Consider the following 20,525-nt stretch of genomic DNA (forward strand, 5'->3'; position numbering starts at 1 on the left):
TTGTGGTTAATGAATAATCGACCTAGGAAATGCTTAGATTACCAAACACCTTTGGAAGTATTTTTACACGAACTCTTATTAATTGAGTAAATAAAAAATTGTCGCATTAATTATTGCAATTCAACATCTTAAAAACCTTGCAAATAAAAGACCTTAGTATTCATATTGATCCAAATCTTGTTGAAGTCACGGAATTCAAAGGTCGTCAGAGCCTATTCTATCATGGTTTATTAACCCATGTCCCTGAGGCTTGTGAGCATTGTGGATGTATCAATCAGGGTGATTGGATTGTTATCAATGGAACCTGTTCCTCACGGATTACTTTAGCTCCGGTATCCGGACTAACTGCCTATTTAATCCTTAATAAATAACGTTTTTATGTTGCCATTGTCAACGAACCTTTTCAGCAGCGACTTCACTGATTGATAAACATTGTTTTATCGCCAATCAAGTCAAACATCTTATCATGAATCCAGCGGACCGTGTAATGAGTGCGAAAGATATCGCCCAAGATTTTTCCGTTTCCGTCCAGACCGTGCGATGCGTCTTCAATCAAGCCGCCTTAACCCTGTCTCAGCGTCCCTCGATGGGGCTTACCTCAAAATCTCTGTTTTGATGAATTTAAGAGTGACGCTTCTGCCAAAGGTGCCATGAGCTTCATCTGTTGCGATGCCCTCTCTCATCAATTAGTGGATGTCGTGGAAGACCATCGAAAAGGGTCTTTAAATGCTTATTTCAGTCGCTTTGATGTGCAAGATCGTCGTCAAGTTGAAACCATTACCGTGGGAACTAGTCAATAAGTGCAAGGGTGTTAGGTTGGATAGGAAAATTATCAAACTTATGAAGAAAGTAGTCAACACGTGAGTACAGGTACACTTACCATTACTTATAGAGCTTTTATATAAGCTTGAAATCACAGCCTACATTGATAGTTTTGAACATGTAGGCGTATGTTTGTTTTATGTTTCTTGTGTGACTTTAGCAGTTATGACGGTATCAGTAATCGTCGTTTATCTCGTTGAATTTCTTTTACTTTATTTAAAAATAGTGACTAAAGCTTGAATAGCTTGATCAATTTCATCAAGCTCTAGCCCACCATAACCTAAAATATAACTTTGGTCGAACTGGTTCTTTAATTTAGCGTAGTGATTGACCGGTTGTAAGCGGATCTTATTTTCAGCTAGCCTAGTTTGAATCACGTCAGTCGGTGGAATCTCACCCTCAATGTTAATAATAAAGAAAAGTCCAGCCCCTGCTTCCTTAATGGTTAGGGGTAGTTGGGTTTGGTTAAGCGCTGCTAGAACCGCTTTTTCCTTACGACGGTAATTAGTCCGAAGGCTATTAATATATTTAGGAAAATGGGCAGAATTGAGAAAATCAGTCATTAAATATTGCTCAAAGCTGGAAATATCACTGGTTTTTAATTTAGCTTGATGGAATTTTTTCATTAATTGATCGGGTAAAACTAAATAAGACATCTTAAAAATTGACCCCATACTTTGACGAAAGGCCCCTAATAAAATGACTCGCTCCTGGTCGTCCAGACTAGTCAAAGCAGGAACAGGACGGCCCTTAAGGCGGAACTCATTATAGTAGTCATTTTCAATAATATAACGGTTTTCTGCCTGATAGGCCCATTTTAATAAGCGCTGACGTCGACGCATCCCCATGATAATGCCAGTGGGAAACTGATGGTTGGGCGTAGTAATCACGATGTTAGCTGAGGTAATCTCCAAATCTTTAACTGAGAAACCATATTTATCAATCGGAATTCGAATAGTCTTTTGCTGATAGTCTGTAAAGAGATCTAAATTTTTATAATAGCCAGGATCTTCTAAGGCATAAATCGCATCTTCTAATAAGGCAAATAGAGTCTGTAAGCTAGCCGTATGACCACCTGTAATGATGATATTATCAGCTGAAGTCATCACTCCCCGGTATTTACGTAAATAATTAGCAATAGCCAAGCGTAAAGAGAGAGCACCCAAGTCATTTTTTAAATTACAATTAACCACGCTTCTTGCTAGAGCTTCGGGTGCATACTGCAATAATTGTTTGGGATTTAAAGTAGACATATCACGGTTGGCAAAGTGAAAATCATAAGTATATTGGCTGGCTTTAATTATTTTAGAATGCTCATGTTTTGTCGACTTTGTCTCAATTTCCTCAGAGGGCAACATATCAATTTCTAGTATATCCACATAATAACCAGATCTTTCCCTCGGCACTATATAGCCTTCATCTGTCAGTTGGTCATATGCGTTAATGACCGTATTAAGGCTGACTTTTAAATGATCTGCCAAGGCCCGCCGTGAGGGTAGTTGGTCACCACTTTTTAAATGTCCTTGGGCAATTTGCCGGATGACTTCATCGACTATTTGTAAGTAGAGGTGTTGGTCTTCGTTAAAGTTCACCGTAATCATACTTTTCCTCCTCTCGTGTTATCCATTATACAATAAAAAAACTATTTGGACCCATAAAAATATCCATTTTTGCATCTTAAGAAACATCCAAAAGACTGTTAAAGTGGAGACAATATTTATAAAGGAGCAATCAAAATGAAACGATCAATTGAAGAAGTACATAAACAATTAGCTGGTGGTGTAATCATGGACGTGGTAAATGTGGGACAAGCTAAAATTGCTGAAGCAGCTGGTGCCGTAGCGGTCATGGCTTTAGAAAGAGTTCCTGCAGACATTCGAGCTGCTGGTGGTATTAGTCGGATGAGTGACCCTCAAATGATAAAAGAAATTCAAGCAGCAGTTTCTATACCAGTCATGGCGAAAGTAAGAATTGGTCACTTTGTCGAAGCTCAAATCTTAGAAAGTTTACAAATTGACTATATTGATGAGTCAGAAGTCTTATCAGTAGCTGATCAAGTTTATCATATTGATAAACAACCATTTGAAACACCTTTCGTTTGTGGAGCTAGAGATTTAGGTGAAGCTTTACGCCGTATTCAAGAAGGGGCTAAAATGATTCGTACTAAAGGTGAAGCAGGAACGGGGGATGTCAGTCAAGCGGTTAGGCATTTAAGAAAAATCCATGAACAAATCCGTTATTTGGCTTCGTTACAAGATGATGAGCTCTTTAACCAAGCTAAGGAATTAGGCGTCTCTTATGATTTATTAAAGCGAGTCCATGATACTGGTAAATTACCTGTGTTGAACTTTTCGGCTGGCGGGGTGGCAACACCTGCTGATGCGGCTTTAATGATGCAATTAGGTGCTGAAGGAGTTTTCGTTGGTTCAGGTATTTTCAAATCAGGTAATCCAGAAAAACGTGCCAAAGCCATAGTTGAAGCAGTAGCCAATTACAAAGATGCTGCCAAGTTAGTCGAAATCTCAACTGATTTAGGCGAAGCGATGGTAGGTATTAATGAAGACGAAATTAAAGTCATCATGTCTAACCGTTAATCATTAAAAACAAGGGCTTCAAAAGTCAGTGGGCTTGGTCTACTGACTTTTTTTATTTTGTCCTATAATTTTACTATTTGCTCTCACAACTAAATTTGAATCCTTATTTTTACCTGCACTGTAACCATCGAATTCTCTATAGATGAGATCAATAAGTAAACATATGTAATGCCATGTATTTGCTACTTTTACACATGTTAAATCATTTACCAATGCCCTCCATTGGTTGTTCTCTATTAAAAGTGCGATTTAAATGATTTTTCATTAGTTTCTTTTGGATGATGTTTATATTTATCTTTTGTATAAACAGAAACTAGATTATATTTCTTTATGACACGACCAATCTTTCGTCTGGATACAGTGAAACCCTTATCATTTAAATTAATCTTAATTCGTCTTGTACCAATGCTTTTTCTATTCGAATTAAACGTATCTATAATCATATTTTCTAATTCTAAATCATCATCTTTTTGACTTTGAGTATTTCTTTTTATTGATTCTTAATAAGTGCTTCATAGTATTTTCAGGACTTTACACATTGCTTATACCGAATATTGATGTGCATACTTTTGAATGATTTCTATGAGGATAACTAGGCAAGACTAGACGAAGTAGTATCTGAAGAAAGAATAATAGGAATTGAGAAGGCTGCTACAGCTCTTTACGAAGATGAAGTTGATGAAGAGAGAATCTACAAAATAAAAGTGTATCAAAATCGGGTACACAGGGCATTTCAGAATGTGTTGTAAGGAGACTAAAACCTTGCAGAACATTTATTTTTATAAGTGTTCATATGGCGAGAAACTTGGTGTTTAAGTAACAATAAGCTCCAAAACGAAATTGAACAAAACACAACTTTTTTAACAAAGCCTACAATAAGCGGTTTATAGCACTTTACTAAACGATAAGAAATACTTTTTGATGGTTTGAATAGGGAGAAATTTAACCTGTTAATTGTTCGTGATCGAGTTCGTGACGGTCAATCATCAACGATGCGGTTGGTCGGGGATATCACATTTTAGTGAATAAATCCGGATTGAATAAAGATAGTACACTGACTTAATAAGTTATTTATTTCAATTGAAATAAGGAAACATCCGTATAGATTATATTCAAACATTAGCGAACGCTTTAATGAGTGAATGTTTATAAATTAAACATTAAGTGTAGAGTTCTCTAAAGAAATGTTGTATAGTGAGTTTATAAACGAGGAGGACGGGTATGAATAAATATCAAAGACATGAAGCAATCATTCGATGGGTGAATGAACAAGGAACTGTCAGGGTTTCAGAGATTGTGTCTCGCTATAATGTGTCAGATATGACAGTGAGAAGAGATTTAGAAGAGTTAGATAATCAGGGGCTATTAAAGAAAATCCATGGTGGGGCTCGTAGTAATAGTGCGTTTCAATATAAGGAAATCGCGCATGAAGATAAATTTGATAAGAATACGGACCAGAAACGATATATAGCTCAAAGAGCCTCTGAATTAATTGATGAAGGGGATGTAATCTTTATTGGGCCAGGAACGACCACGGCTTTGTTAGCAGAGGTGATTAATTACCAAGCCCTGTCGGTTGTAACAAACTGCCTTCCCATCTTTAATATTCTATTAAAGAAAAAGTCCGAGACATTCCATGTCTATCTACTCGGTGGTGAGATGAGAAGTGTCACACAGTCGTTTGTAGGTGAGATTACGAATATGTCTTTGGAGAATATGCGGTTCGGGAAGATGTTTTTTGGTGGTAATGGTGTTAAAGACGGGATTGTCATGACGTCATCTGTCGCAGAAGCCTACACTCAAAAGATGGCATTAGAGCACTCGGTAGAGAGTTATTTGTTATTGGATTCGTCAAAGGTTGGGAAAGAGGATTTCTCTAAATTATGTCACTTATCTGACCTAACAGCGGTAGTTATGGAAGAATCTAATGAGGATAAAAAACAAGCAATTCAAGTATACACAGAATTAATTGTTTAACTAAACACACAATACTAAAGTAAACTCCTTCTAAACTCAAGTAAATTGAGTTTAGAAGGAGTTTTTTGCATACCAATAAAAAAGTTTTATGACAATAAAAGCGATTAAATCAACGTTTAAACAATTAATAAACACCTTTTAAACAATAAACGTTTAAAAAGTGTTGACTTTTTAAACATTCGTGATATAGTATATGTATAGTAAATCAGAAAGCGGTTTCTACTATCGAACGGAAAAAGGCAAAGCAAAATTAGCAGACATAAAGGAGCAATAAAATGAAAGTTATATTGGGTGCGGATAGAGACGGTAAACAGTTAAAAGAGATTGTGAAGGCCCATCTATTAGATGAGAACTATGATGTGATTGACGTCAGTGAAGAATTAACAGCTGACTTTGTAGATACTACTTTAGTTGTTGCGAAGAAAGTGAACGAAGAAGAGGGACGCTTAGGAATTGTCATTGATGGGTATGGCGCAGGGAGTTTCATGGTTGCGACTAAGATTAAGGGGATGGTTGCAGCTGAAGTCTCTGATGAACGATCTGCTTATATGACGCGTGAACATAATAATTCAAGAATGATTACCATAGGAGCCAATATGGTAGGACCTGAATTAGCAAAGAATATTGCTACTGAATTTTTATCTGCAGACTATGATGGTGGACGCCATCAAGTGCGTGTAGATATGTTGAACAAGATGTGTTAATTGAATTAACTGGAGGAGAAAAAATGAAAATTGCTATTGGATGCGACCATATTGTGACTTATGAAAAGATTACTGTAGTTGATTATTTGAAGAAACAAGGCTATGAGGTCCTTGACTTTGGAACATATGACAATGTCAGAACACACTATCCAATCTACGGGAAAAAGGTGGGAGAGGCTGTGGCGAGTGGCCAAGCAGACCTAGGGATTTGTATCTGTGGTACTGGTGTAGGAATTAATAACGCAGTAAATAAGGTAGCAGGTATCCGTTCAGCTTTAGTTCGTGATATGTCAACAGCTATCTATGCAAAAGAAGAATTGAATGCGAATGTAATTGGTTTCGGTGGCAAGATTACAGGTGAATTACTCATGTGTGATATTATTGATGCTTTTATTGCAGCTGAATATAAAGAAACAGACGAAAACAAAGAATTAATTGCCAAGATTAGTCATTTAGATCATGCAGAAGTAGACCAGACAGACCCAGATTTCTTTAAAGAATTTCTTGAAAAATGGGACCGTGGCGAATACAAAGATTAGATGAAGAGGTGACCTTATGTCAATCTTAACTGTCACAATGAATCCATCCGTGGATATCGCTTATCAATTACCAACATTCAAATTAGATGATGTGAATCGAGTGAGTAATGTGAATAAGTCTGCAGGTGGTAAAGGCTTGAATGTAACCAGAGTCTTAAAAGAAATAGACGAAGATCTTACAGCAACTGGATTAGTAGGAGGAGACCTTGGGAATTATATTAAGTCTCGATTAGACCAAGGAGCTATTCATCATGACTTTTACCAGATTAAGGGAAATACAAGAAACTGCATTGCTATCTTACATGAAGGAATGCAGACAGAGATTCTTGAATCAGGTCCGACCATCTCAGATGTAGAGGGAGAAGCCTTTAAAAATCATTTTGAAAGCTTGCTGAAGGATGCTGAAGTTGTGTCAATATCGGGTAGCACCCCTTCAGGCTTAGCAACAGATTACTATGCTGAACTCATTATGATTGCTAATGCTAAGGAAGTCCCAGTAGTATTAGACACCTCCGGAGAAAGTTTAAGACAAGTTCTATTATCTGGACATAAACCAAAAGTCATTAAGCCTAATGTGGATGAATTATCACAATTACTAGGCAGAGAATTAGATAAAGATTTAAATCTATTAAAAGAAGCACTGCAAGACAGCTTATTCAATGGTGTGGAGTGGGTCATTGTCTCACTCGGTTCTGAAGGTGCTTTTGCTAAACATAATGATTTGTATTACAAAGTAGACATTCCAACCATTGATATCGTGAATCCGGTTGGATCAGGTGATTCGACTGTAGCAGGAATCGTATCGGGAATCACTCGTAATTATGACGATGTGGCATTGCTGAAACATGCGAACGTCTTAGGAATGTTAAATGCTCAAGAAGAAATAACAGGCCATGTTAATTTGAATCACTATGAGGCCTTATTCAATAAAATTCAAGTTAGAGGAGTATAAAAATGACTAAACTAGATTACCTAAACAAATTGACTGATGATAAGGGCGTTATCTCAGCCCTAGCCTTTGACCAACGTGGTGCCCTAAAGAGAATGATTAGTAAGTATCAAAGTGAGGAGCCAACCGTTGAACAGATTGAACGATTAAAAGAAATTGTATCAGAAGAACTTACACCGTATGCGTCATCAATTCTACTTGATCCAGAATACGGTCTACCAGCTGCGCAAGCACGTGATGATAATGCTGGATTATTACTAGCCTATGAAAAGACTGGATATGACGCTACGACGACCGATCGTTTACCAGATTGCTTAGTAGAATGGTCAGTAAAACGCATTAAAGAACAAGGTGCAGATGCTGTTAAGTTCCTACTTTATTATGATGTGGATGGTAGTGGGTTTGTTAATATTCAAAAACAAGCATACATGGAAAGAATTGGTTCAGAATGTGCGGCAGAGGATATTCCATTCTTCCTTGAAATTCTTACATACGACGAAAATATTGAAGATAACGGAAGTCTTGAATTCGCAAAAGTGAAAGCGCATAAAGTGAATGGTGCGATGAAAGTATTCTCTCAAGATCGCTTTGGAGTTGATGTGCTTAAAGTGGAAGTGCCAGTGAATATGAATTATGTAGAAGGATTTGCGAGCGGAGAAGTATTACATACTCAAGAAGAGGCCAAAGCAGCTTTTAAAGAACAAGATGCGTCAACAGACCTCCCTTATATCTATCTAAGTGCAGGTGTAAGCGCTAAATTATTCCAAGATACTTTAGAATTCGCTTATGAAGCCGGTGCGAGATTTAATGGTGTATTATGTGGACGTGCAACATGGGCAGGATCTGTTCAAGTCTTTATTGAACAAGGGGAAGAAGCGGCTCGTGAATGGTTACAGACAGAAGGAAGAAAGAATATAGAAGACCTGAATGAAGTCCTCAATCGTACTGCAGTAGCCTGCGACTTTGGGTTATAATAAAGGTATTCTGGAAAAAGGAGGAACTAACATGAACAAAGATGAAGTGGGAATGATTGGCTTCGAAATTGTTGCCTATGCAGGAGAAGCACGATCTAAACTATTAGATGCTTTGAACAAAGCAAAAGATGGCGACTTTGACGAAGCTGAGAGACTTGTGGCAGAAGCTGAAGAAGTGATAGTTGGTGCACATAATGCTCAGACTGATCTCCTTGCTAAAGAAGCATCTGGCGAAGAGATTGAATACAGCGTCATTATGATGCATGGTCAAGACCATCTGATGACGACCATACTACTTAAAGATCTAATTAATCACTTAATTGGATTCTATAAGAAAGGATAGGGTAAAGCTATGAATACATTAATTGCTCAAATTGAAAAAGCGAAACCTTTCTTCGAAAAAATCTCTCGTAATATCTATATCCGTGCTATCCGTGATGGCTTTATCGCGGGTATGCCAGTCATTCTTTTCTCTAGTATATTTATTCTACTAGCCTATGTGCCAAACGCATGGGGATTCCACTGGAGTCCTGAAGTTGAGAATTTCTTAATGGTCCCTTATAACTATTCTATGGGAATCTTAGCTTTCTTTGTATCAGGGACGACAGCAAAGTCATTGACCGATTCTATGAATCGAGACATGGAATCAACTAATCAGATAAACTATATCTCAACTATGCTAGCAACGATGGTAGGCTTCTTATTGATGGCAGCCGATCCTGCCCAAGAAGGAGGATTCTTAACGGAATTCATGGGGACGAAGGGGCTAATCACAGCCTTTATCGCTGCATTCGTGACGGTCAATGTCTATAAAGTATGTGTGAAGAATAATGTGACGATTCCAATGCCAGAAGAAGTCCCACCTAATATATCTCAAGTGTTTAAGGACTTAATTCCTTTTACTGTCTCAGTGGTTATCCTTTATGCGGTTTCGTTATTTGTAAGAAGCACACTGGGCGTAAATGTTGCTGAATCTATTGGTACCTTACTTGCGCCTTTATTCCAAGCAGCAGATGGTTACTTGGGGATTACCCTTATCTTTGGTGCGTATGCATTCTTCTGGTTCATTGGGATTCATGGTCCTTCAATTGTTGAGCCAGCTATTGCAGCTATTACCTATGCCAACATTGATGTGAACTTACAATTACTACAAGCAGGTGAACATGCGGATAAAATCTTAACATCTGGAACTCAGATGTTCATTGTCACAATGGGGGGTACTGGTGCAACGCTTGTTGTTCCATTCATGTTTATGTGGATGACTAAGTCTAAGCGTAACAAAGCCATTGGACGCGCGTCTGTTATACCCACATTCTTTGGGGTGAATGAACCTATCTTGTTCGGGGCACCCATCGTCTTGAATCCTGTATTCTTTGTGCCATTTATCTTTGCACCGATTGCCAATGTTTGGATCTTTAAATTCTTTATCGATGCCTTAGGAGTGAATAGCTTTACAACGAATCTTCCATGGACAACACCAGCACCGCTTGGTATCTTGTTAGGAACGAACTTCCAATTCTTATCCTTTGTCCTGGTTGCCGTCTTAATCATCGTGGATGTCTTAATCTACTACCCGTTCTTGAAGGTCTATGACCGTCAGATTCTAGCGGAAGAAGAGTCAGGAGTATCATCGTCTGATGAATTAAAAGCCAAAGTTGAACAGAGCTTTGATACACGTAAAGCTACAGCGATTCTTGAGAAGAGTCAGGTTGAAGAGACTACAACAGTGAAAGCTCAGCCTTCAACAGCTGTTAAAGCGACAGAATCAACTAATGTACTGGTACTATGTGCAGGTGGTGGAACGAGTGGACTTTTAGCCAATGCCTTGAACAAGGCTGCTAAAGAATATGATAGACCTATTAAGGCTACAGCTGGAAGTTATGGAGCACACCGCGAGATACTTCCTCAATATCAATTTGTTATTCTAGCACCACAAGTAGCTTCTAATTATGAGGATATGAAAGCAGAGACGGATAAGTTAGGCATCAAGCTGGCTAAGACAGCCGGAGCGGAATATATAGCATTGACGCGTGATGGTGAAGGTGCTTTAGCATTTGTTGAAGAGAATTTACAATAAGGAATCGAGGCTAATTAATGAAAACATTACCAAAGAACTTTATTTTCGGAGGGGCAACTGCGGCTTATCAAGCAGAAGGAGCCACCAAGACGGATGGCAAAGGGCCTGTTGCTTGGGATAAGTATCTGGAGGATAATTACTGGTATACTGCGGAACCTGCAAGTGATTTCTACCACAAGTATCCCGTTGATCTTCAGCTTGCGGAAGAGTTTGGTGTGAATGGTATTCGAATCTCTATCGCTTGGTCACGAATCTTTCCAACGGGTTATGGAGAAGTGAATGCAAAAGGGGTTGAATATTACCACAATCTATTCAATGAATGTCATAAACGACATGTGGAGCCTTTTGTAACACTCCATCACTTTGATACACCGGAAGCACTTCATTCTAAAGGTGACTTTTTGAACAGAGAAAACATCGATCACTTTGTCGATTATGCAGAATTTTGCTTTAAGGAATTCACTCAAGTAAAGTACTGGACTACTTTTAATGAAATCGGACCTATTGGGGATGGGCAATATCTGGTTGGTAAATTCCCGCCAGGTATCAAGTATGATCTAGCTAAAGTCTTCCAATCACATCATAATATGATGGTTGCCCATGCAAGAGCGGTCAAATTATATAAAGAAGCGGACTATAGCGGTGAGATAGGTGTAGTGCATGCCTTGCCAACTAAGTATCCTCTAGACCCAGAGAACCCTGAAGATGTACGTGCGGCGGAGTTAGAGGATATCATCCATAATAAATTCATCCTGGATGCGACTTATCTTGGAGAGTATTCTGAGAAAACAATGGATGGTGTGAATCACATACTTGCAGTGAATGGTGGACAGTTAGACCTAAGAGATGAAGACTTTGAAGCTTTAAAAGCTGCCAAAGATATGAATGACTTCCTTGGAATTAATTATTACATGAGTGATTGGATGAAAGCCTTTGAAGGTGAGACAGAGATTACACACAACTCTAAAGGAGATAAAGGTGGATCTAAATATCAGATTAAAGGTGTCGGCCAGCGAGAATTTGATGTTGATGTCCCTCGTACTGATTGGGATTGGATGATTTATCCTCAGGGCTTATATGATCAGATTATGCGCGTTAAAAAAGATTATCCGAATTACAAGAAAATCTATATCACTGAGAATGGATTAGGCTATAAGGATGATTTTGTTGATGGAACTGTCTATGATGATGCACGAATTGACTATGTGAAACAACATTTAGAAGCCATTTCAGATGCGATACGAGACGGCGCTGTGGTTGAAGGATACTTCATCTGGTCTCTCATGGATGTCTTCTCTTGGTCTAATGGCTATGAAAAACGCTATGGACTATTCTACGTAGATTTTGAGACGCAAGAACGCTATCCTAAGAAGAGTGCCTATTGGTACAAAGAACTTGCAGCAACTCAAGAAATTAAATAATGACTTAAAAGGGAGACGCGGGTCTTCCTTTTTAATTTGTCGACTAAGTTAGAAAGTTAATTTCATAAATATTAATCAGGAAACTTGCTAAGTGACTCTCAATGAGTTTGTGACGGTCAATACAAAGAAACTCCCCACATGCTTCGGCCTGGGGGGGAGCACACACTAACTAGCCTATTTCGGTAAAGGTAATAAACATAAACATAAAGCCAACAATAATCAGTGTCAATGCTGAGACGGCGAAGCCAATCTTAATCATTGGCCCAGGCTCGGCACCTTTAATGTACAGTCCAACAGTCCATGTGGAAAGAGAGTCAAGGTTGAACAGGATTAGCACACCGATTGTAAACAAGCCGATGAAGTAAGCAATGGCTAGCCAAGTGCGAGACCAGTAGGCGTTGTTGCGCGCCTCAATCAAACTAGCCCCATTGCGAATTAAAACGCTGAGGTTATTGTCGCTGATTACGTCACTGTCGGAGGTCAGAGTATAGAGTGGGCGCCCAGCGGAGTCTTCGCCATCCACTGTAAAAGCTAAAACTTGCCCATCCACTGATGACGACTAGTGGCCATCCTTGAGCAACTTTTTCTTTAATATACTTCGGTTCCTTTTTAGGTAAAGTGACTTTATGTCTACTGCAACATTTTTTATTTTTTTGTAGTGTTTGTAGTAGTCGATCTCTGCGTTATCTTTCTGCTCTTTCTATTACAGTAGGTTCAGTAGCTCATGAAATTAATATTATGGAGCAATCACTAGACTTTCATAAAAAAGAATTATGGACACCGATAGCTGATGAAAATGAGCCATCTTCTTTTACACGAGTTGATCCGGGTATTAATAATATATTAAAACCAGAAGATGTTCACGATGGTGGTAACATGATATTACGAGAAAGCGGTGGAAACATTAAAGAAACTATGAGTGGTAAGCTATCTTTATTGTCAAACTTACTAATGGAAAGATTATTTACACATTATGTGGGTTCTAGTTTTTCAGCACCTATGGTGACAAATATACTTGGGAAAATTGCAAATAAATATCCAAATGGATCTGCTAATTTGTTGAAAAACCTATTGTTACAATCAACTAGATTACCTGAAATTAAAAATGTTAAAGGGACTAATACCGATAAGAAGAAGTTTCATTTTAACTCATTAGGTTACGGTTTACCAAACTATGAGTATGCTATAGCGTCCTTTGATAATAGAGTAGTTTTATTGGATGAAGCTACAATTGGATTAAACAAGATTCAAGTCTATTCTGTTGATGTTCCAAAGCTTTTTTTCGAAGCCAAAGGTCATAAAAGGGTGCCAGTGGCGCTAACATTCAATCCACTAATAAAAATGACTCGCGGAGATAGTTATTTAGGAAATCAATTGGAATTTAAATTATTCCATGCGTTAGACTCTGATATTCTTGTAAATCAATTTGCTGAAGTAGATTTAAGTGATGAGGAACAACTTGCAAATGTGATTGATAAAAAATATGAAATAGTTATAAATCCGGGAATCGATACTCGTAAAAAAGGATGCCATCAAAAAGGTGTAAAAGAGTATAAGAGGGAACCTCAAAATATACCTACTTCGTCCTTTACACTTGTTATAATTAATTCAAATAAATGGATTAATGATCTAAATTATACTCAGGATTATTGCGTGTCTATGGTGATTGAACATATAGAGGGAATTAAACTTTACAATAAAATAAGAAATACTATTCAATTAAGAGTTAGAATTCGATAATATTTACTTTTGACCTGTTCCCACGAACGTACGAAATAGTCGACATGTTACCGCATACGACCATTTCACCAAAAATCGCAAATACATCAATTCTATCAACTCGTCCCATGTTGAAGCGGTAACACTACTTGTGAAAGAGCGTTAGCGACAGAAGAAGTAGATGTTCCGCCCATGCACGGATTTCCCAAGAAGACAAGCAGAATGAGCAAGCTGAGTGGCTGAAACATTGTATGTTTAATGGTATAATTCATGAGGGAACAAAGTGACTTCATAAACGTTGGTTTAGAAAGCATATGAGTCATGTGAAAAAAATATGAAAGTTGGATGTTTTATATGAAGCAATTTATTAAACATTCCCCCTTGGCTTTGGCCAAGTTGATGTGTTTGTGTGAAAACCACCAATTCTAATAAACATATTGAAAGGGGAGGCTTATGGAAATAATTATATCTTCAATGTTAGTTTTTATCTCTACGTCCATCGATTATTTGGTTGTTTTAACGATTCTTTTCTCTACCATGAATACTGGTAAACAACGATCAATTTATATTGGCCAATATATTGGAACGGGGTTGCTCGTTGGCTTTAGTCTCATTGCAGCGTACTTCCTGAACTTTATTCCACAAGATTGGGTGATCGGGTTACTTGGTTTACTTCCTTTGATTCTAGGGATTCGGGCTATCTTCATCGATGAAGATGTAGATGAAAAGGACTTGGAAGAAAAGATGTCGCATAGACAGTCAGAAGTTGCGAGTGTGGTTGCTCTGACCATTGCCCTTGGCGGAGATAATTTGGGAATTTATATTCCTTACTTTACTGGAATGTCCTTCCAGGAAGTCATGGTTGTGATCCTTGTTTTTATCATTGGGATTTTTAGCTTATGTTATTTATCTAAACGATTGGCTTCGGTTCCTATGATTGGTGAAGTAGTTGAGCGTTACGAAAAAGTCATCGTACCAGTCGTTTTCATCGGCTTGGGTATTTTTATTCTGTTAGAGAATGGTACGATTCAACATCTTTGGTCACTGATTGCATAGAATTTTAAGCAGCTTCACGGATAGTAGAATATACCATTAAAGTATTTAAGGTTGAACTTAGATACATATAACACAACCGAAATATTAAAGAGGCACAGAACGATGCAATATCATTAGCATCGTTTTGTGTCTCACTTTTATGTATATTTTTAACGATTATGGATCGCAGCTTTCTTTTTCTCTAAATGGGCAATAAGTAAGCTGATATTTTATTAATAGGTTATACTTGAATGACTGAGACAATCATAGATATAATTCGAGAGATAATATGAAATATAGCATATACAACAACATTTAAGAAGAATTTTGGTAATATATGTAGGAAGAGAAAAAGGGAGGCATGATTTATGCAACATTCATATAAATATATAATATTAGGTGGCGGGATGGCTGGGGCCAATGCCGCAATGGAAATTCGTAAGTATGACCGTGAAGGGACATTGTTGATAGTCACACAAGAAACTGACAAACCCTACTATCGTCCTCCATTAAGCAAAGAATTTTGGACAGAGCCAGACTATCCAAAAGAAACAATATATTATAACATTTCGGATGATGAATCGATTGATTTCTTAACTGGGACAACTGTTAAGCAAATTAATGCCGATCAACAAACGATTGAGATTGAGAGTGGAGAAATCTATCAATACGAAAAATTGCTTTATGCACTGGGTGGTGCTCCAAAGTGGATTGATGGGCTGGAAAGTGAGCGTGTCCTAGCTTTAAGAAACTTAGAAGATTACCGAAACCTCCGAAAATTAGCCAAACCTGGGAGCAAAGTCATTATCGTTGGAGGAGGCTGGGTTGGAGCAGAACTTGCAGCAGGTCTAAAGCTGAATGATATGGATGTGACGCTTGTTTTTCCTAATGAAATATTAAATGAAAAACGACTACCACGAATGCTAGCTGAAAAGTTTCATCAGCGCTTTGTAGATATTGGCGTTTCTTTGATAAACAATACTTATGCTAATAGTTACAGTGTAGCAGACGATCAAGTGAGTCTTACATTAGAGAATGGCGCTGTATTGAAAGCGGATATTCTTGTTTTAGGAATTGGATTAAAGCCAAATGTTGAGTTAGCAGAAGCAGCTGGCTTAGAAGTGGGTAATGGTGTTATTGCTGACAAGTATTTGCAAACTTCCAACAAACATATCTATGCAGCAGGAGATGTGTTGAATTATCCAGATGTAATCATAGGACGTAATCGTTTTGAACATGAAGAGCAAGCGGAGTTTTCTGGGAAAGTAGCGGGACGAAACATGACGGGCGCTGAAGAAGTTTATAATCATGGTGCGCCACTTTCTTATACGGATGTCTTAGATATTTCTATTGAAGGTGTTGGTGAAATGAGTCGAAACCGTGATGATGCGATTATTGAAGAAGTTGCCGGTGGTTATATTGTTTATTATCTTTTTAAAGGTAAACCAACAGGAATTTTAACATATAATGTGAAAGGTGATATGGATAAGGCCCGTGAAATTCTTGTTAACCCACCGAAAACATTAGATGAGCTAACAGGGATTTTGAAGCCTATTTGAATCATTTATTGTTTAGCTATATTAGTGTAGATTGAAAAAAACAGGCGATAAAACTGAAATAATACAATAAAGAGAGTCACAACACTATGCAAATAAGGCATGGTCTGTGACTCTCTTCATTTTGTGCTTTATAAAATTACTAGTTAATTGCTTTGTATCTCAAGTCAGTATATGTGAAGTTAAACAAAAGGGTCAAGAGAGTATCATAATCATTCGAACTCATACTGTCTTTAAAGCTTTCATAGTCATTAATACTAGCAGACCCGATGCAGCAAAGACATGTTCGACCTATGTGTGCACCTTTTTTTGAGCCTTTCGTACAAACTAGAAAAATCAAATCATGTTCATCTAGATCTCCAGATTGGCTCCGTCGAAATCTAAATTGAGGCATAATTTGTAACTCATTCAATCCCTTTATGAACTCCTCAAAACTAATATTTTTTTCTGGTAACAAGACAACCACTCCTAGTTATTTATTCAATTTAAAAAAGCACAACGAGATTCGTCGTGCCAAATAACTGGGTTAGACTCATCTTCCTCTTTCGAGTTGGATTTAGCACCTTGCCAATGGTAGGTTGCTGAAGCTTCATCGGGCCAATTCCCTCTGCTTACTCTGGATAAGTTGTGATTCCAAATTGGATATTAGATTCTAACATAAAATATACGGATAAACAAGAAGCGTAGGAAGTATTACTAGATTGAAAAAGCTAATTGCAATAAATAAAATGGTAGTCTTTGCAAATTATTATTTAATGCAAGGTCTTCAGAAGCATAAAACTTGTGTAGGATATGATTAAAACTAGTTAATAACTGATATTGTATAAAAATAAAGGAGAAAAAATAGTTTTACAATGCATACATGCTCAACATTTCCTGCCTATGCACAGATTTCAAAGGGAACTCAAGCAAAAATATACAGGTTGATTTATTGAACACGGCTGTTGAAGGAATGATTTTATTGACAAAGCCAATGTAAAATAATCAGTATTATTAGACTATTACTAACTCCCATTGATGTAACAGAAAATATGGAATTACCAGAGTAGTTAAGATGAAAGAAAATGATAATAATCGTAGACGGAACAATGGAATTTTGATGGGTTTATTAATCGGAATCGTATTTGGGGTAACTTGGTTAATACTACCAAGATTACTGAGTCATTATATTATTCATAAAACGTTGAAATGAGATCCATTATCTGTCCTTCAAATTGAGTGGTGTCAATGTCAACTTTATCCTAATGTTCTTTTACTAATTTATCTAGAACTTGGGTGCAGTCATTTAATATCCGAGTGCACCCATCGGTCAAGCGAATTTGATTATGGCGGTTATTCGCTGGATTCACGTATATATCTAGCAAGCCATGTTCGCTTAGTTTAGTCATTTGCTTACTGATGGCTGCGTCACTCATATTCACTCGATGAGCTAATTATCGTAGAAAACTGTCAAATTGCTTCTCAAACACTTGTAATGAGTGGTCTGCAATTTTAGTTACTAAGATAAATAATTTATAAGAAATAGGTAAATTATCCAATGCAGCCAGCTTCCAGCTACGCTGATGTTTTGGCAGGATTAAATAATTTTCTGTATAAATAACTACCTACTAACGCGATGATTGAGAGTACAAGCCAGATGACTGCGATCTCCAAAAAAACAAATTTAATCACAGCTAATGTTGAATCGGTGAATACTAACCAGTCGGAAAAAGAGACTGGATTAGCAGTCAGAAAGAATGAAACGATATTCTCTAATACATCAAATAGTCCAACGAGTGGCAGAGCAAAGGCAAACCACTTACCATATCGATTGAAACATGATCCGCCTTTATGGAGATTACTGACGAAAGTTCAGACAGTATAATCCATAAATATAACCATTAAGATGTAGACACAGTCAAATAAATGAGTGTTCAAGCACATATTTTTTGCTGATTTTAAATAAAACCTTTTCGACAAAGTGTTTTTTTCTGTTTTTATTTAACTGAATGGGGTATATATATATAAGGTAAAACCCCAACGAAGCGCGTTATAATAGCGATTATGGCTATATTATACGTGATTATAGGTAAAGTTTATCACTTAATATGAATATTTAATCCATAATATAGTTTAAATTATTCTAGAGAAGTGGTATTATCATAACGTTAGAAATAATTATATTTTGGGAGGATTTTTTGAATGTCAGGAAGAAAAATTAAAATCGGCTTGGCCGTATTGAAAGTATTAGAAGGATGGGGCGTTGATACCATCTATGGTATTCCATCAGGAACATTAAGCTCATTAATGGACGCGATGGGAGACGAAGAGAACAACATTAAGTTCTTACAAGTTAAACACGAAGAAGTTGGAGCTATGGCTGCAGTGATGCAGCGGAAATTCGGTGGAAAATTAGGTGTAACTGTTGGATCTGGTGGACCAGGTGCATCGCATTTAATTAACGGTCTTTACGATGCGGCTATGGATAATATTCCAGTTGTAGCGATTTTAGGATCTCGTCCTCAAAGAGAATTAAATTTGGATGCCTTCCAAGAATTAAATCAAAATCCAATGTATGATCATATTGCTGTATTTAACAAACGTGTGGCTTATGCAGAGCAATTACCTAAATTAATTGACGAAGCTGCAAGAACTGCAATTTCTAAACGTGGAGTAGCTGTATTAGAAGTTCCAGCTAACTTTGGTTTTGAAGAAATCGCTGAAGACGCATTCTATTCTTCAGGATCAAGCTACCGTCACCACGTTCCATCAGCAATCAACGATAAAGATATTGATGAAGCAGTTGCATTATTAAACAAATCTAAACGTCCTGTAATCTATGCAGGTATTGGTACTATGGGACACGGACCAGCTGTTCAAGAATTAGCTCGTAAAATCAAAGCACCAGTAATTACAACTGGTAAAAACTTTGAAACATTCGAATATGACTTCGAAGCTTTAGCTGGATCAACTTACCGTGTTGGTTGGAAACCTGCGAACGAAACAATCTTAGAAGCAGATACAGTATTATTTGCTGGATCAAACTTCCCATTCGCAGAAGTTGAAGGAACTTTCAGAAACATTGAAAACTTCATCCAAATCGATATCGATCCAACTATGATAGGTAAACGTCATAAAGCTGATGTAGCTATCCTTGGTGATGCTGGTGAAGCTGTGAACGCGATCTTAGATAAAGTAGATGCTGTTGAAGGATCTGCATGGTGGAATGCTAACCTTAAAAATATCGAAAACTGGCGTCAATATATCAACAAATTAGAAACTAAAGAAGAAGGACCTCTTCAATTCTATCAAGTATATAACGCTATTAATAAACACGCTGACGAAGATGCTATTTACTCAATTGATGTTGGTAACTCAACTCAAACATCTATCCGTCACCTAAACTTAACTCCTAAGAATATGTGGCGTACGTCTCCATTATTCGCAACAATGGGGATTGCAATTCCAGGTGGTATCGGTGCGAAAAATACTTATCCAGATCGTCAAGTTTGGAACATCATCGGTGACGGTGCGTTCTCAATGACATATCCAGATGTAGTAACAAACGTTCGTTATAACATGCCAGTTATTAACGTAGTATTCGCTAACACTGAATATGCCTTCATTAAAAACAAATATGAAGATACTAACAAAAACATCTTCGGTGTTGACTTTACTGATGTTGACTACGCTATGATTGCTGAAGCTCAAGGAGCTGTGGGTCTAACAGTTTCACGTATCGAAGATATTGACAGCGTTATGAAAGAAGCAGTAGAACAATTCAAACAAGGCCGTACAGTTGTCATTGATTGTAAAATTACTCAAGACCGTCCAATCCCAGTAGAAACTTTAAAACTGGACTCTAAATTATACAGTGCTGAAGAAATCCAAGCATATAAAGAAAAATATGAAGCTGAAGGATTAGTACCTTTAAGAGAATATCTTGAAGCTGAAGGCTTAGAATCTAAATACATTAAATAATTAAACATTTATCGCTTTCCAAAAGTAGAGTCCGACTCGCTTTTGGAAGGCGTTTTTTGTTGAGAATTTTTATAAAATTTGATTTGTCAAATTAAGCTAGACAAAACTGCTTCATCTAAGTAACTCAAAAATACTTCCAACGGTGTTCGGTAGTGTAAGGATTTCCGTGGAATCGTGTTCCGTTTGTGTGCAATCGAT

The 20,525-nt window shown here is 37.4% G+C and carries 18 protein-coding genes, 1 pseudogene and 1 riboswitch; of the genes and pseudogenes, 15 read left to right on the top strand and 4 right to left on the bottom strand.

Annotation, left to right across the window (positions count from 1 at the left end):
• The first annotated feature begins 650 nt into the window (after positions 1–650).
• Positions 651–800, top strand: coding sequence for a hypothetical protein (locus ACEN33_RS08460; RefSeq protein ID WP_407090867.1), 150 nt, complete (start codon positions 651–653; stop codon positions 798–800).
• A gap of 234 nt (positions 801–1,034) precedes the next feature.
• Here the strand turns inward: ACEN33_RS08460 and ACEN33_RS08465 are convergent, their stop codons facing one another.
• Positions 1,035–2,423, bottom strand: a complete 1,389-nt coding sequence (locus ACEN33_RS08465) for a PLP-dependent aminotransferase family protein (RefSeq protein WP_407094880.1) — start codon at positions 2,421–2,423, stop codon at positions 1,035–1,037.
• A 135-nt stretch (positions 2,424–2,558) separates the two neighbouring features.
• Between ACEN33_RS08465 and pdxS the strand changes: the two genes are divergently transcribed.
• Positions 2,559–3,416 carry a pyridoxal 5'-phosphate synthase lyase subunit PdxS gene (pdxS, locus tag ACEN33_RS08470; protein ID WP_407094881.1) on the top strand — a complete coding sequence of 286 codons (858 nt, stop codon included), beginning with the start codon at positions 2,559–2,561 and terminating at the stop codon, positions 3,414–3,416.
• Between the two features lie 236 nt (positions 3,417–3,652).
• Here pdxS and ACEN33_RS08475 read toward each other — a convergent pair whose 3' ends face one another.
• Complete coding sequence (locus ACEN33_RS08475; RefSeq protein ID WP_407089552.1) at positions 3,653–3,910, bottom strand: IS3 family transposase; 258 nt, start codon at positions 3,908–3,910, stop codon at positions 3,653–3,655.
• Positions 3,911–4,637: 727 nt separating this feature from the next.
• Here ACEN33_RS08475 and ACEN33_RS08480 point away from each other — a divergent pair.
• The 8 genes from ACEN33_RS08480 (at position 4,638) to lacG (ending at position 12,057) form a co-directional block, all read left to right on the top strand.
• A complete protein-coding gene (locus ACEN33_RS08480) occupies positions 4,638–5,393 on the top strand; it encodes a DeoR/GlpR family DNA-binding transcription regulator (RefSeq protein ID WP_407094882.1) in 756 nt (251 codons plus the stop codon).
• Positions 5,394–5,668: 275 nt separating this feature from the next.
• Complete coding sequence (gene lacA / locus ACEN33_RS08485) at positions 5,669–6,097, top strand: galactose-6-phosphate isomerase subunit LacA (RefSeq protein ID WP_407089482.1); 429 nt, start codon at positions 5,669–5,671, stop codon at positions 6,095–6,097.
• A gap of 23 nt (positions 6,098–6,120) precedes the next feature.
• On the top strand, positions 6,121–6,636 hold the full coding sequence (gene lacB, locus ACEN33_RS08490; RefSeq protein WP_407089484.1) for a galactose-6-phosphate isomerase subunit LacB: 516 nt from the start codon (positions 6,121–6,123) through the stop codon (positions 6,634–6,636).
• Between the two features lie 16 nt (positions 6,637–6,652).
• Positions 6,653–7,588: a tagatose-6-phosphate kinase gene (locus ACEN33_RS08495; protein WP_407089486.1), complete on the top strand. Its 936-nt coding sequence runs from the start codon at positions 6,653–6,655 to the stop codon at positions 7,586–7,588.
• A 2-nt stretch (positions 7,589–7,590) separates the two neighbouring features.
• The gene (gene lacD / locus ACEN33_RS08500) at positions 7,591–8,559 is read left to right on the top strand and encodes a tagatose-bisphosphate aldolase (protein WP_407089487.1); all 969 of its coding nucleotides are present in this window, start codon (positions 7,591–7,593) and stop codon (positions 8,557–8,559) included.
• 31 nt (positions 8,560–8,590) lie between these two features.
• The gene (locus ACEN33_RS08505) at positions 8,591–8,902 is read left to right on the top strand and encodes a PTS lactose/cellobiose transporter subunit IIA (RefSeq protein WP_086950604.1); all 312 of its coding nucleotides are present in this window, start codon (positions 8,591–8,593) and stop codon (positions 8,900–8,902) included.
• A 9-nt stretch (positions 8,903–8,911) separates the two neighbouring features.
• A complete protein-coding gene (locus ACEN33_RS08510; RefSeq protein WP_407089488.1) occupies positions 8,912–10,636 on the top strand; it encodes a lactose-specific PTS transporter subunit EIIC in 1,725 nt (574 codons plus the stop codon).
• A 17-nt stretch (positions 10,637–10,653) separates the two neighbouring features.
• Positions 10,654–12,057, top strand: a complete 1,404-nt coding sequence (gene lacG / locus ACEN33_RS08515; RefSeq protein ID WP_086950606.1) for a 6-phospho-beta-galactosidase — start codon at positions 10,654–10,656, stop codon at positions 12,055–12,057.
• Positions 12,058–12,226: 169 nt separating this feature from the next.
• Here the strand turns inward: lacG and ACEN33_RS08520 are convergent, their stop codons facing one another.
• Complete coding sequence (locus ACEN33_RS08520; RefSeq protein WP_407094883.1) at positions 12,227–12,607, bottom strand: hypothetical protein; 381 nt, start codon at positions 12,605–12,607, stop codon at positions 12,227–12,229.
• A 68-nt stretch (positions 12,608–12,675) separates the two neighbouring features.
• On the opposite strand from ACEN33_RS08520, the gene ACEN33_RS08525 reads away from it, so the two are divergent.
• The 5 genes from ACEN33_RS08525 (at position 12,676) to spxB (ending at position 20,327) form a co-directional block, all read left to right on the top strand.
• Entirely contained in the window at positions 12,676–13,797 is a 1,122-nt protein-coding gene (locus tag ACEN33_RS08525) for a S8 family serine peptidase (protein ID WP_407094884.1), read from the top strand.
• 432 nt (positions 13,798–14,229) lie between these two features.
• The gene (locus tag ACEN33_RS08530) at positions 14,230–14,832 is read left to right on the top strand and encodes a CadD family cadmium resistance transporter (RefSeq protein ID WP_407089491.1); all 603 of its coding nucleotides are present in this window, start codon (positions 14,230–14,232) and stop codon (positions 14,830–14,832) included.
• Between the two features lie 347 nt (positions 14,833–15,179).
• Positions 15,180–16,370 (top strand): NAD(P)/FAD-dependent oxidoreductase, encoded by a 1,191-nt coding sequence (locus ACEN33_RS08535; protein ID WP_407089492.1) that lies wholly within the window; start codon positions 15,180–15,182, stop codon positions 16,368–16,370.
• Between the two features lie 526 nt (positions 16,371–16,896).
• A riboswitch (SAM riboswitch) is annotated at positions 16,897–16,994 on the bottom strand.
• 1,009 nt (positions 16,995–18,003) lie between these two features.
• The gene (locus ACEN33_RS08540; RefSeq protein ID WP_218930234.1) at positions 18,004–18,231 is read left to right on the top strand and encodes a hypothetical protein; all 228 of its coding nucleotides are present in this window, start codon (positions 18,004–18,006) and stop codon (positions 18,229–18,231) included.
• 317 nt (positions 18,232–18,548) lie between these two features.
• Positions 18,549–20,327 carry a pyruvate oxidase gene (gene spxB, locus ACEN33_RS08545; protein ID WP_407089495.1) on the top strand — a complete coding sequence of 593 codons (1,779 nt, stop codon included), beginning with the start codon at positions 18,549–18,551 and terminating at the stop codon, positions 20,325–20,327.
• Between the two features lie 86 nt (positions 20,328–20,413).
• On the opposite strand, the pseudogene ACEN33_RS08550 reads toward spxB, so the two are convergent.
• A pseudogene (locus ACEN33_RS08550) lies at positions 20,414–20,525 on the bottom strand (IS30 family transposase); the annotation flags it as partial.

This window comes from Ruoffia sp. FAM 24228 (genome assembly GCF_045528575.1).
In the GTDB taxonomy this organism is placed as follows: domain Bacteria; phylum Bacillota; class Bacilli; order Lactobacillales; family Aerococcaceae; genus Ruoffia; species Ruoffia halotolerans.

What these genes read in the sequence shown, in the direction of transcription:
- ACEN33_RS08460 (WP_407090867.1), top strand. Translation starts at nt 651, where the DNA reads ATGAGCTTCATCTGTTGCGATGCCCTCTCTCATCAATTAGTGGATGTC.
- ACEN33_RS08465 (WP_407094880.1), bottom strand. Translation starts at nt 2,423, where the DNA reads ATGATTACGGTGAACTTTAACGAAGACCAACACCTCTACTTACAAATA.
- pdxS (WP_407094881.1), top strand. Translation starts at nt 2,559, where the DNA reads ATGAAACGATCAATTGAAGAAGTACATAAACAATTAGCTGGTGGTGTA.
- ACEN33_RS08480 (WP_407094882.1), top strand. Translation starts at nt 4,638, where the DNA reads ATGAATAAATATCAAAGACATGAAGCAATCATTCGATGGGTGAATGAA.
- lacA (WP_407089482.1), top strand. Translation starts at nt 5,669, where the DNA reads ATGAAAGTTATATTGGGTGCGGATAGAGACGGTAAACAGTTAAAAGAG.
- lacB (WP_407089484.1), top strand. Translation starts at nt 6,121, where the DNA reads ATGAAAATTGCTATTGGATGCGACCATATTGTGACTTATGAAAAGATT.
- ACEN33_RS08495 (WP_407089486.1), top strand. Translation starts at nt 6,653, where the DNA reads ATGTCAATCTTAACTGTCACAATGAATCCATCCGTGGATATCGCTTAT.
- lacD (WP_407089487.1), top strand. Translation starts at nt 7,591, where the DNA reads ATGACTAAACTAGATTACCTAAACAAATTGACTGATGATAAGGGCGTT.
- ACEN33_RS08505 (WP_086950604.1), top strand. Translation starts at nt 8,591, where the DNA reads ATGAACAAAGATGAAGTGGGAATGATTGGCTTCGAAATTGTTGCCTAT.
- ACEN33_RS08510 (WP_407089488.1), top strand. Translation starts at nt 8,912, where the DNA reads ATGAATACATTAATTGCTCAAATTGAAAAAGCGAAACCTTTCTTCGAA.
- lacG (WP_086950606.1), top strand. Translation starts at nt 10,654, where the DNA reads ATGAAAACATTACCAAAGAACTTTATTTTCGGAGGGGCAACTGCGGCT.
- ACEN33_RS08530 (WP_407089491.1), top strand. Translation starts at nt 14,230, where the DNA reads ATGGAAATAATTATATCTTCAATGTTAGTTTTTATCTCTACGTCCATC.
- ACEN33_RS08535 (WP_407089492.1), top strand. Translation starts at nt 15,180, where the DNA reads ATGCAACATTCATATAAATATATAATATTAGGTGGCGGGATGGCTGGG.
- ACEN33_RS08540 (WP_218930234.1), top strand. Translation starts at nt 18,004, where the DNA reads ATGACTGCGATCTCCAAAAAAACAAATTTAATCACAGCTAATGTTGAA.
- spxB (WP_407089495.1), top strand. Translation starts at nt 18,549, where the DNA reads ATGTCAGGAAGAAAAATTAAAATCGGCTTGGCCGTATTGAAAGTATTA.